Below are 11,723 nucleotides of genomic sequence, written 5' to 3'. Positions count from 1 at the left end.
CACCGCCCCACGCCGTCGGCGCGGGGCGGTGCGACGGGTGGGAGAGCATGGCTGACGAGGCGACCCAGGAACTGTCGATCACGCCGGACGCGGTGGCGGGCGGGACCACGCACGTCTCCGACGAGGTGGTGGAGAAGATCGCGGTGGCCGCCACCCGCGGGGTGCCCGGGGTGGCCGAGCTGGGCGGTGACGTGGCCCGGTTCTTCAACGCGGTGCTCGACCGGGTCGGGCTCGACCAGGTCGGCGACGCCCGCCGGGGCTGCTCGGCCCACGTCACGAACGGCGCGGCGGTGATCAATCTGGTCCTCGTGATCGAGGCCGGTCACCCGGTTCCGCAGGTGACCGACTCGGTTCGGGCCGCCGTCGTGTCCGCCGTCGAGGCGTACGGGCTGCGGGTCGACGAGATCAACATCAAGGTCGACGACGTGGCGATGGACTCGCCGCCTCCCGCCGTCTGACCCTGCCCCGCCGGCGGGCAGACGACCCGTACCGTTGTTCCCAGCGGCGCGAGGCCGCCGTGCGTCGGGAGGTTCGCCATGCCGAAGGGTGTCTCGTTCGCGCCAGTGCGCACCGTGAGGGCGTACGAGGGGATCGTCCGGCAGGTCGAGGAACGGATCGCCGCCGGCGACCTGCGGCCGGGGGACCGCCTGCCGAGCGAGCGCGAGCTGACGACCCAGTTCGACGTCAGCAGGTCCACCGTGCGTGAGGCGCTGCGCGTGCTGGAGAGCAGCGGCCTGGTCCGCTCGCGCCCCGGTGACCCGCTCGGGCCGCAGGTGATCGCGTCCACCGCCTCGGCGATGCGCAAGCTGTTCGCCCGGGTCGTGGACAGCCGGCGGCTCGGCGTGGCGGAGCTGCTCCAGTTCCGCATGATCATCGAATCGGCGGCGGGGTCGGTCGCCGCCCGGCTGGCGTCACCGTCCGAGTTGGACGAGCTGGAGCAGGCACTGGCGGGCATGCGCGACGCGGTCGCCGAGGGCTACGAGGCGTTCAGCGCGGCGGACGTCCGCTTCCACGAGCACGTCGCCCGCCTGTCCGGGAACGAACTTCTGGTGCTCTGCCTCGACGCGGTCCGGAGCATGGTGCTGGACCTGATCTCGACCAAGCTCGCACAGGCTGCGGACCCGGAGGCCCTGATGGAGCGCACGCTCGCGCACCACCGGCGCGTCATCGACGCGATGCGGGCGGGCGAGGCCGACGAGGTGGCCCGGCTGACCCGTCAGGAGCTGCACCACTACTACGCCGAGTACGTGCCGGAGGCGCGCCGCTCGATGGTGGACGTATTGCTCTGAATCCGCCTGATGTGGCCTGACCTCGGATTATCCGAGGCGGCCATCAGCTGAGCAGGCTCTTCCCTTCAACTGGTCTGACCAGTAGCCTCCCCCACATCTCGTCGTGTACCACGGGGGACCACCAGTTGCCCAATGCATCGACCGCCCCGGATCGGGGCGGAGGTCGCACCGCTTCACATGGGAGAAGCTGCATGAAGTCGTCCAGATTCGCCGCGTTCGCCGCGGCAGCCCTGGTCTGTCCGGGACTCGTGCTCGTCGGGTCGCCCGCGTCGGCCAACCCCGCCGCCGGCGCCCCGGGCGCCCACAACGCCATCACCGACGTACCCGGCATCCAGGTCGGCCAGGTCCAGTCCGACACCGCTCCGTACCTGACCGGCACCTCGGTCGTCTACATGCCGCAGATGTCCGTGGCGAGTGTGGACCAGCGTGGTGGCGCCCCCGCCACCAAGGAGACCGACCTGCTCAGCCCGCTCAACTCGAACCCGGGCGTCAACGCGATCCAGCTCGGCGGCAGCAGCATGTACGGGCTGTCTGCTACCAACGGCATCATCCGCTGGCTGGAGGACCGGGGCGAGGGCGTACGCGTCGGCGCCGGCGGCGTGGCCCCGATCGTGCCGGCCGCGGACATCTTCGACCTCGGCCGCGGCGGTGACCCGAAGGCCCGCACCTCCGCCGAGTGGGGTTACCTCGCGGCACAGGCCACCTCGGACGGTCCCGTCCGCCAGGGCGGCGTCGGCGGCGGCACCGGCGCCCGTGGCGGCGGCATGCGCGGTGGCGTCGGCACCGCGAGCGTCCACCTCGGCGACGGCATCTACGTCGGCGCGATGGTTATCGTGAACCCGGCCGGCTCCCCGGTCGACCCGGCCGACTGCACCCTGTACGGCGTCAAGTACGGCATCGGCGACGAGTTCGCCGGGTACAAGGCTCCCAAGAAGAAGGAGTGCAACCCGCCGACCCCGCCGGCCGCCGCCGCCGAGCAGCCGGCCAACACCACGATCGCCGTGGTCGCCACCAACGCCCCGCTGGAGAAGGCCGCCGCGCAGCGCATGTCCGGCAACGCGCACGACGGCATGGCCCGCGCGATCAGCCCGATCCACACGCTCGGCGACGGTGACACCGTGTTCGCGGTGTCCACCGGCAAGGGCGAGGCGCTCCAGATCAACGACCCGGCCGACAGCCGCCAGCTCAACGCCATCTTCAACGCCGGCGCCAGCACGCTCGCCCGGGCCATCGCCAAGGCGGTCCTCTCGTCCGAGAGCATCGGCAACACCACCAGCTACTGCGACCGTTACCCCTCGGCCTGCAAGGGCATGAAGCAGCTCAAGCAGTGGCGTACGCAGGGCAACGCCCCGGACGTGACCCCGCAGACCTTCGCCCAGGCGACCCAGGCGCTGGCCCAGACCCCGGTCCCCGCGCCGGCCGCTGCCGACAACGGCAAGGGCAAGGACAAGCCCAAGTCCAAGGCCGCTCCGGCGGGCAACACCACTGAGCAGGAGTCGCAGAACGGCATGGTTCTCGCCTCCGGTAACACCGGTGGCCCCACGCTCTCCACGGGCGTGACCACGGGCCTGCTGGCCGCCGCCATCCTCGGCGTCGGCCTGCTGGGGATGCACCTGCGGGGACGCCGCCGGACGCCCTCCGCCCGGCTCAGCTGACACGCACGCTGTCTCACCTCGCGCCGGCACCGTAGGCGCGTGACGATCGAGGCGGGTTCCGTCCACCCGGACGGGACCCGCCTCACGTCGTTCCCGCCGCGCCGGTCGGTGGCTCGTCCGCGCCTCGGTGTAACCCGCCGATCTTGGACTTGTGGCACCTCACACAGCTCGCATACGGGGCATCCCAGGCGCCACAACTCCAAGATCGACGCAGCGGGGCGTTCAAGGCCGAGCCACTTGGCAGCACGTCAGCCCCTCGGCGTGCCGAGGGGAGCCGGAATGCGCTGCCCTCGGCAGCTCGCTGCGTCGCGCCGGCGCCGAACGCAGAGGCTGCACCGTGGGGCTGGACGTGGTCGTCGACCGGGCGGAACGCGTCCACTCGGGTTCCAGCCCTCGCTCGGCAGTGCGTTGTGTCGACGCCCCGCGGTCTCGGCCACGCAGGCAGCACGCCGTGTCAGTCCACCGTGTGCAGACCAGGACTCCCGGGCATCCCCGGCCCTCCTAGCCCGGCGATCTTGCACTTGGTGCCCCGGCGAAAGGTGTCAAATCCCCCGCGCCAGGGGCCGCAAGTGCAAGATCGCGGGAGCGGGGAGCGGGGAGCGGGGGGAATGGCAGAAGGACCTGGGGGGCGGAAGCCCACCAGGTCCTTCTGTGTGCGTGGAGCTGATTACTTCTTGGACACCTTGGTGACGTCGAAGGACTGGGTCACCGCGTCCTTCGGGTAGCCCTCGACGCCGTCGCGGATCACCGCGAGGTTCGGCAGCAGGAACAGCCAGTCGCTGGCGGCCTCCTGCGAGATGACCTTCGCGGCCTCGGCGAACTTCTTGTCCCGGGTCGCCGCGTCCAGAGCCGTGTCGGCCTCGTTCATGAGCTGCGTGACGGCCGGGTTCTTGTAGCGGTAGTAGTAGTCCGGCTGGCCGTAGCGGACCAGGTCACGCGGCTCGACGTGGGCGATGATCGACAGGTCGTAGTTGGCCTTGCCGAGCACCTTGTCGAGCCACTGCGGCATCTCGACGTTGTTCTGGGTCACCTTGATGCCGACCTCGGCGAGCTGCGAGGCGACGAACTGCGCGGAGGCGCGGGCGTAGCCGGGCGGCGGGACGTCCATGGTCAGGGTGAGGCCGTTGGCGTGGCCGGCCTCGGCGAGCAGCTGCTTGGCCTTGGCGGGGTCGTGCGGGAAGTCGCCGGTGCGGTCCTCGTACCAGGGGTCGCTCGGCGGCACCATGCTGCCGATCTTCGTGCCGTAGCCGGACCAGACGGTCTTGATGAGCGCGTCGTGGTCGATCGCGTGGCGGATGGCCTGGCGCACCCGGGCGTCGGCCAGCGGGCCCTTGGCGTTGTTCATCGCCAGGACGACCTCACCGGTCGTCTTGCCCTCGACCACCTCGAACTGCTTGTTGCCCTTGAACACCTCGAGCAGCTGCGGCGCCTGGATGTTCGCCACGATGTCGAGCTGGCCGGAGAGCATCGCGTTGTTCAGCGCGTTGGCGTCGGTGATGTACCGGAAGACGGCGGTGCCGACCTTGGCCTTCTCACCCCAGTAGCCGTCGTTGCGCACCAGCGTGATGCTGTCGCCGCGGTTCCACTTGTCGAACTTGAACGGGCCGGTGCCGTTCGGCTTCGTGCCGAGGTCGGTGGCGTTCTCCTTGAGCACCACGCCGACGCGGCCGGCCACGTCGAACAGCCAGCTCTGGCTGGGCCGGGACAGCGTCACGTCCACGGTGGAGGCATCGGGCGCCTCGACGGTCTTCACGACTGTCATCTGCGACTTGAACGGGTTCGTCGAGCCCTCGGCGGTGACCCGCTTGAAGCTCCACACCACGTCCTGCGCGGTGAGCTTCTGGCCGTCGTGGAAGGTCACGCCGTCGCGCAGCTTGAACGAGTACTTGGTGCCGTCGTCGGACACCTTCCACTCGCTGGCCAGCAGCGGCTCCACCTCGCCGGTGCCGGCGTTCTGGCGCACCAGGCCCTCGTACACGTTGTAGAGCAGGACCTGCGGGATCGCGGCGCCGGCCTCGGCGGTCAGGTCGAGGCTCACCGGCTCGAGGTAGGCGCCGAGGGTGACCGTACCGTTGCCGGAACCACCGCCGGTGGTGGTCTCCGAGTCACCGTCGCTACTGCACGCGGTCAGAGCCAGCGCCGTGGCGAGCAGCACGGCGGGCAGCGTTATCTTCAGCCGATTCATTCGTGTGTCCCATCGCGAAGAACGCCAAGGGCGCTCGTAGCCTGTGAGGCGGGACACTATGAGCGTGGTACCCGATGCAAAAGGGCCAGTTCAGCGGGGTCGGCAGGTACCAATCAGCGTCCGGCTACCGGGCCACCCGGAACCCGGTGTTGCCGGTCGAGGAGTCAACGGTGGTCCGACTCCGTGCTGCCACGCGGTAACGGTTGCAGTAGGAGTCGTGGCACAGGTACGAACCACCCCTGATGACGCTCTCACCTGGTGAGATGCGGCCGCGGTGGTCGCGCCAGGGTTCGGCCGTGAGTTCCCAAACGTTGCCCGCGACGTCGTACAGGCCGTAGCCGTTCGGCGGAAACGTGGTCACCGGAGAGGTACCTGCGAACCCGTCTTCCGCCGTGTTGACAGCGGGGAAGGCGCCCTGCCAGATGTTGCAGCGGTGCCGCCCGTCCGGGGTCAGCTCGTCGCCCCAGGCGTAGCGTGCCTGGGACAGCCCGCCGCGCGCCGCGTACTCCCACTCGGCCTCGGTCGCCAGCCGGGTGCCGGACCACAGGCAGTACGCCTCGGCGTCCCGGTGCGAGACGTGCACGACGGGGTGCCGCTCGCGTCCGCGTACGTCCGACCCGGGCCCGTCCGGGGCGGCCCAGTACGCCCCCTCGACGGCCAGCCACCACGGCGCCTGCGGCACCGACGCGTCCAGCACGTGCCGGTGCGCGGACGGCGCCAGCAGCAGGTGGAAGACGAACGACCAGCCGTACCGTTCCGCGTCCGTGCGGTAGCCGGTGGCGTCGACGAAGCGGGCGAACTGCCGGTTCGTCACCGGCGTCGCGCCGATCGCGAACGGGCCCACGGTCACCGGGCGGACCGGTCCCTCCAGGTCCTCCGGGAAGCCCTCCGGGTCGTCGGTGCCCATGAGGAAGGTGCCGCCGGGCAGCGCGATCAGGTCGTCCGTACCCCCGTGTGGTGAGCGGACGGCGCTCGCGCCCGCCGCGGCGCCGGTGCCGGCGGCGGGCGGGCGTCTCGGCGCGCAACACGGCGACGGCGGGGGAGTGCCCCCGCCGTCGCCCGGATCGACCGGTTCGGTGCTCACATCCGTGTCACGCCGGCAGGGCGTCCGCCTGGTACGCGCCCTCGCCGATGACGGCGGCGACCGCGTCGCCGAAGTCCTCGGTCGACATGCCCATCTCCGGCCCGCGCATGGCGCCCAGGCGCGGCAGCACCGCCTTCACCCCGTCCTCCAGGCTGCGGGCCGCCTCCGGGTGACCCAGGTGCTCCAGCATCAGCGCGGCGCTGAGGATCGACCCGGCGGGGTTGGCCCAGCCGCGGCCGGCGATGTCCGGCGCGGAGCCGTGCACCGGCTCGAACATGCTCGGCGCCGACCCGGTCGGGTTGAGGTTGCCGCTGGCGGCCAGGCCGAGACCGCCCTGCACCGCGGCGCCCAGGTCGGTGATGATGTCGCCGAACAGGTTGTCGGTGACCACCACGTCGAACCGCTCCGGCTGCGTCACCAGGTAGAGGCACATCGCGTCGACGTGTACGTAGTCCACCTCGATGTCCGGGTACTCCGCCGAGACCTCCTCGAAGGTCCGCTGCCACAGGTCACCGGCGTACGTCAGGATGTTTGCCTTGTGCACCAGCGTGACGTGCTTGCGGCGGCCCAGGGCCAGCCGGAAGCCGTGCCGGATGAGGCGCTCGACGCCCTTGCGGGTGTTCACCGACTCCTGGGTGGCGATCTCGTCCGGCCCGCCGCGGTGGATGAAGCCGCCCGCGCCGACGTAGGCGCCCTCGGTGTTCTCCCGCAGGATCACCAGGTCGCACTGCTCCGGGCGGAGCCCGCCGATGGGCGTGGGCACACCTGGCAGCAGCTTGACCGGCCGCAGGTTCACGTACTGGTCGAACGCGGTCCGCAGGTGGATGACCAGGCCGCGTTCCAGCACGCCGGGTGGCACCGACGGGTCGCCGACGGCGCCGAAGAGAATGGCGTCCGCCTTTGCCAGTTCCTGTTCCACGTCCGGCGGCACGACCTGGCCGGTGATCCGCCAGTAGTCCGCGCCGAGTTCGTAGTCTTCCCAGACCAGGTCGATCCCGAACCGTCGGGCGGCGGCGTCGCACGCCTTGACCGCCTGTGCGGTGACCTCCGGTCCGATGCCGTCGCCGGGCACCAGCGCGATTCGCTGGGCGCTCATGAGTCCACCCCTGTCCGCGTGCAGGAGACCGTCACCTGCCATCGCCCGGCCAAGCGTGGCGGGAACGGGCCCTCCGCAACAGGTCCAGGTCTCCGGCTAGGCTAGTACCAGCGGGACGCATAGGGCGTGTGCAGGGCGTACGACGACGGGACGAGGCGAGACCCCCGCGGGAGTGGGAGGTCGAGGTGGCGGATTTCCTGCTGCCGGTCAACCCGCAGAGCACGGTTCCGCTCTACGAGCAGATCATCACCGGGCTCGAGGACGCCATCCTCGCGGGGCAGTACGACGACGGCCCGCTGCCCAGCACGCGCCGTCTGGCCGAGGCGCTCGGCGTCTCCCGGAACACGGTGCTGACCGCGTACGACCGGCTCATGGAGCAGGGTCTGATCGTGACCGTCCCGCGGCGCGGTCTCTACGTCTCCTCCGACGCGGTGGTGCGGATGCGGGCCGCGCGGCGGACCGCCCGCTCGCCGATGCGGCCGATCGACTGGGAGGCGCGGCTGCCGGAACCGCCGCCCACGCCGGTGCACCGGGATCCGGCCTGGTCCCGGGCGCCGTTCCCGTTCGTGGTCGGCCAGCCCGACCCGTCCATGTTCCCGATCGGCGCGTGGGAGCGGGCGCAGCGGGAGGCGCTGCGGCAGGACGGGCTGTCCCGGGTCATCGGGGACGCCGGCCAGGCCGACGACCCGGAGTTGGTGCGTCAGCTCTGCGAGCACGTGCTGCCCGCGCGCGGCATCTCCGCCCACCCGGACCAGGTGATGATCACGCTGGGTTCGACGCACGCGCTGCACCTGCTGGCGAGCGTCCTCGTCCGGCCGGGCAGCGTGGTGCTCGTCGAGGATCCCGGCTATCCCGACGCCCGGACGATCATGCAGATGGCCGGCGCCGACGTGGTGCCCGGCCGGGTCGATGAGGACGGCCTGGTCGTCGAGGACCTGCCGGCCGACCTGCACGGCGCCCAGCTCGTGTACGTCACGCCGAGCCACCAGTACCCGACCGGCGCGACCATGTCGGCGTCCCGGCGGGAGGAGCTGCTGCGCCGGGCCGGCGCGGCGGACGCGGTGGTGGTCGAGGACGACTACGACCCGGAGATGACGTTCCGGGGGATGCCCGCGGTGGCGGTGCGGGCGCTCGACGACGAGGACCGCGTGGTCTACCTCGGCAGCTTCAGCAAGCTGCTGGCGCCGGGCCTGCGGCTCGGTTACGTGGTGGCGTCCCCGGCGCTCGTGGACGCCATGCGGGCCCGCTCCCGCTACGTGCTGCGTCACCCGCCCGGCCCGATGCAACGTGCCCTCGCGCAGATGATCGCCAGCCGGGACCTGGCCCGCCACGTGCGCCGCGTCCGGGCCCACTACCTGGGCCTGTACGAGGAGATGGTGCGGGCGGTCGAGCGGCACGTGCGCTGGGGACCGCAGCCGGTGCCGCGCGGCGGGCTGGCCCGGTGGATCACCGGCCCGCCGGGACTGGACGCCGGCGAACTCGCCCGCGAGCTGCGCCGGCAGGGCGTGCTGCTGGACCCCGGCGCGCCGTACTGGGCCGCCCGGCCCGCCCCGCGTCACCACCTGCGCCTGGGGTACCAGGTGATGCCGCTGGACCGCATCGACGAGGGGGTGCGGCGGGTCGCCGCGGCCGTAGAAGACCAGGTCCGGCCGCGACTGGTACCCCCGCCGACCCGGAAACTGGACGTTCCCCTCCGGGGGCGGAGTTCGTAACCTCCGACGCCATGACGTCGGACACCCACGCCTCCCTCCGCGCCGGCCATCTCGTGGACGAGCAAGCCGTCGTGTCGCTGACCCAGGACCTGGTCCGCATCCCCTCGACCTGGGACGCGGGGCGCGGGCGAAGCGAGCAGCCCGCGGCGGAACTCGTCGCGCGGGTCATGCGGGGCTTCGGCTGGCGGCCGGAGGTCACCGAGGTCGTCCCCGGGCGCCCCAACGTCGTCGCCGTGGTGGACGGCGGCCTGCCCGGGCCGACGCTGATGTTCGAGGGCCACACCGACGTCGTCACCGAAGGCGCTCCCGAGGAGTGGACCGTCGACCCGTTCGGCGGCGACATCGTCGACGGGCGGCTGTACGGTCGCGGCTCCGCCGACATGAAGGCCGGTGTCGCCGCGATGATCCACGCGGCCCGGGCCGTCGAGCTGGCCGGGCCGTTCCCGGGCCGGATCGTGGTGGCGGCCCTGGTGGACGAGGAGGGCCAGATGCTCGGGGCGAAGCACTTCACCACCACCGCGCTGGCCCGCGAGGTGGACGCCGCGATCATCTGTGAGCCGGAGGCGGAGGAGATCTGCGCGGTCGCCAAGGGCGCCGTCCGGCTGCTGGTCACCTGCACCGGCAAGATGGCGCACGGCGCGATGCCGCAGCACGGCCGCAACCCCGTACCGGCGGTGGCCGAGCTGGTCGCCGCGCTCGGCCGGTTCCAGCGGGAGCTGCAGGCCGACCCGGGTGAGCACGAGCACCTCGGCCTGACGTACCTCACCCCCACGGTCCTGGACGCCGGCTCCGCCGACCAGCTCAACGTCATCCCCGGCCGCGCCGTCCTCGGCGTGGACTGCCGGACCGTACCCGGTGTCGACCACGCCGCGCTCGCCGCGCGCGTGCGCGCCGACGCCGACGCCATCGGCGTCCGGCACGGTGTCACCTTCGCCGTCGAGGTCGTCGACGACCGGCCGTGCGCGGTGACCCCGGAGGACCACCCCGTCTCGCTCGCCGTCGCCGGGGCGCACCGCGCCGTCACCGGTACCGAGCCCGTCTTCGGCGGCGTGCCCGGCGCGACCGACGGCACCATCCTGTGGCGCGACAGCGGCATCCCCAACGTGGTGTACGGCCCCGGCCCGAAGTGGATCGCCCACCAGCCCGACGAGTACGTCGAGGTCGACGACATCGTCCGCAAGACGAAGGTCTACGCCGAGGCGGCGCTGGCCTTCCTCACCGGGGCCACCAGCGCCCGGACGGGTGCGGCGTCGTGACCGCGCAGGAGCTGCTGACCGCGCTGCCCGCCGGCCTGCCGATCGGCGCGGGCTGGACCAGCACCGCGCAGACCGCGCCGGTCCGCTTCCCGTACGACGGCAGCACCGTGACCCAGGCGCCGTGGGGCGACCCCGGCGACGCGGAGGCGGCGGTCGACGCCGCGCGGGAGGTCGCCGCGGAGATGGCCGGCCTGCCCGGTCACCGGCGGCGCGCGATCCTGACGACGGTCGCCGCCGAGGTGCGCGCCCGCGCCGGCTCGCTGGCCGAGCTGCTGGTCCTGGAGACCGGCAAGCCGCTCGTCGACTGCCGGGTCGAGGTCGCCCGGACGCTCGTCACGCTGGAGACGGCCGCCGAGGAGGTCGGGCACCTGACCGGCGAGACGGTGGCGCTGGACATGCAGCCGGCCGGCGAGGGCATGCTCGGTTTCTGGGTACGCCGCCCGGTCGGTGTCGTCGTCGGCATCACCGGCTTCAACTACCCGCTGCTCCTGGCCGCGCACAAGGTCGCGCCGTCGGTCGCGGCGGGCTGCCCGGTGATCGTCAAGCCGGCACCGAACACGCCGCTGGCCACGCTGGTGTTCGTCGACCTGTTCCGCAAGGCGGGCTGCCCGGCCGCCGGGGTCCAGCTCGTCACCGGCGGCGTCGAGGTCGGCAAGCTCCTGACCACGCACCCCGGCGTCGCGGCCGTGTCGTTCACCGGGTCGGCGCACGTCGGCCACCAGATCGCCCGCGCCGCGGCCCCGCGCAAGGTGCTGCTGGAACTCGGGTCCAACGCGGCGCTCGTCGTCGGCCGCGACGCCGACCTCGACCGGGCCGCCGAAGCGGTCGTACGCGGCGGGTTCTACGCCTCGGGCCAGGCGTGCATCAGCGTGCAGCGGGTGATCGTCGAGGAGCCTGTGCGCGAGGCGCTGCTGGACCGCCTCCGGCCGCTGCTGGCGTCGGTCACCACCGGCGACCCCCGGTCCGCCGACACCCGCGTGTCCGCGCTGGTGGACGAGGCGTCCACCGAGCGGGTGCACTCGTGGGTGGACCGCGCGGTCGCCGCCGGGGCCCGCTGCCTGGCCGGCGGTACGGCGCAGGGCCGGGTACTGCAGCCGACGGTGCTCGTCGACGTCCCCGAGGACGCCGAGTGCTGGGCGGAGGAGATCTTCGGTCCGGTGGTCTGCGTCCGGTCGGTGCCCGACATGGACGCGGCGGTCGAGCTGGTCAACCGGTCCCGCTACGGGCTCCAGGCCGCCGTCTTCACCCGTGACCTGGCTGTCGCCCTCGACGTCGTGCGCCGCCTCGACGTCGGTGGTGTGCTGGTCAACGAGGTGCCCGGCTTCCGCGCCGACAACATGCCGTACGGCGGCGTCAAGGACTCCGGCATCGGCCGGGAGGGACCGCGCTTCGCCATGGAGGAGCTGACCGTGACCAAGATGGTGATGATCAGGCCATGACTCGGAG

The 11,723-nt window shown here is 72.3% G+C and carries 9 protein-coding genes; 6 read left to right on the top strand and 3 right to left on the bottom strand.

The window, feature by feature from the left end; all coding sequences use genetic code 11:
• Nucleotides 1-47 precede the first annotated feature (47 nt).
• The 3 genes from CLT75_RS18655 to CLT75_RS18645 all read left to right on the top strand — a co-directional run bounded on the left by CLT75_RS18655 (nt 48) and on the right by CLT75_RS18645 (nt 2,944).
• Nucleotides 48-458, top strand: coding sequence for an Asp23/Gls24 family envelope stress response protein (locus CLT75_RS18655; RefSeq protein WP_135241772.1), 411 nt, complete (start codon nt 48-50; stop codon nt 456-458).
• 105 nt (nt 459-563) lie between these two features.
• Complete coding sequence (locus tag CLT75_RS18650; protein WP_486485218.1) at nt 564-1,289, top strand: FadR/GntR family transcriptional regulator; 726 nt, start codon at nt 564-566, stop codon at nt 1,287-1,289.
• 191 nt (nt 1,290-1,480) lie between these two features.
• Complete coding sequence (locus tag CLT75_RS18645; RefSeq protein WP_135241770.1) at nt 1,481-2,944, top strand: P1 family peptidase; 1,464 nt, start codon at nt 1,481-1,483, stop codon at nt 2,942-2,944.
• 667 nt (nt 2,945-3,611) lie between these two features.
• Here CLT75_RS18645 and CLT75_RS18640 read toward each other — a convergent pair.
• The 3 genes from CLT75_RS18640 to CLT75_RS18630 form a co-directional block, all read right to left on the bottom strand.
• Entirely contained in the window at nt 3,612-5,129 is a 1,518-nt protein-coding gene (locus CLT75_RS18640) for an ABC transporter substrate-binding protein (RefSeq protein WP_135241769.1), read from the bottom strand.
• Between the two features lie 124 nt (nt 5,130-5,253).
• Complete coding sequence (locus CLT75_RS18635) at nt 5,254-6,213, bottom strand: formylglycine-generating enzyme family protein (protein ID WP_135241768.1); 960 nt, start codon at nt 6,211-6,213, stop codon at nt 5,254-5,256.
• 7 nt (nt 6,214-6,220) lie between these two features.
• Entirely contained in the window at nt 6,221-7,309 is a 1,089-nt protein-coding gene (locus CLT75_RS18630; RefSeq protein ID WP_135241767.1) for a 3-isopropylmalate dehydrogenase, read from the bottom strand.
• Nucleotides 7,310-7,494: 185 nt separating this feature from the next.
• On the opposite strand from CLT75_RS18630, the gene pdxR reads away from it, so the two are divergent.
• Genes pdxR through CLT75_RS18615 form a run of 3 tightly spaced genes read left to right on the top strand, consistent with a single transcriptional unit; the run spans nt 7,495 to nt 11,716 of the window.
• On the top strand, nt 7,495-9,021 hold the full coding sequence (pdxR, locus tag CLT75_RS18625) for a MocR-like pyridoxine biosynthesis transcription factor PdxR (protein WP_135241766.1): 1,527 nt from the start codon (nt 7,495-7,497) through the stop codon (nt 9,019-9,021).
• 11 nt (nt 9,022-9,032) lie between these two features.
• Nucleotides 9,033-10,277 carry a M20 family metallopeptidase gene (locus CLT75_RS18620; RefSeq protein WP_135241765.1) on the top strand — a complete coding sequence of 415 codons (1,245 nt, stop codon included), beginning with the start codon at nt 9,033-9,035 and terminating at the stop codon, nt 10,275-10,277.
• On the top strand, nt 10,274-11,716 hold the full coding sequence (locus CLT75_RS18615) for an aldehyde dehydrogenase family protein (RefSeq protein WP_135241764.1): 1,443 nt from the start codon (nt 10,274-10,276) through the stop codon (nt 11,714-11,716). Before CLT75_RS18620 ends, CLT75_RS18615 begins: the two co-directional genes overlap by 4 nt.
• Nucleotides 11,717-11,723: the final 7 nt, after the last annotated feature.

The sequence above is a fragment of the Micromonospora sp. CNZ285 genome (assembly GCF_004637285.1).
The sequence above is the reverse complement of the archived record's forward strand: the minus strand, read 5'-3'. Positions and strand labels throughout refer to the sequence as shown.

Bases quoted from the DNA above. Each gene is read 5' to 3' on its own strand.
- CLT75_RS18655 (WP_135241772.1), top strand. From the start codon at position 48: ATGGCTGACGAGGCGACCCAGGAACTGTCGATCACGCCGGACGCGGTG.
- CLT75_RS18630 (WP_135241767.1), bottom strand. From the start codon at position 7,309: ATGAGCGCCCAGCGAATCGCGCTGGTGCCCGGCGACGGCATCGGACCG.
- CLT75_RS18620 (WP_135241765.1), top strand. From the start codon at position 9,033: ATGACGTCGGACACCCACGCCTCCCTCCGCGCCGGCCATCTCGTGGAC.
- CLT75_RS18640 (WP_135241769.1), bottom strand. From the start codon at position 5,129: ATGAATCGGCTGAAGATAACGCTGCCCGCCGTGCTGCTCGCCACGGCG.
- CLT75_RS18645 (WP_135241770.1), top strand. From the start codon at position 1,481: ATGAAGTCGTCCAGATTCGCCGCGTTCGCCGCGGCAGCCCTGGTCTGT.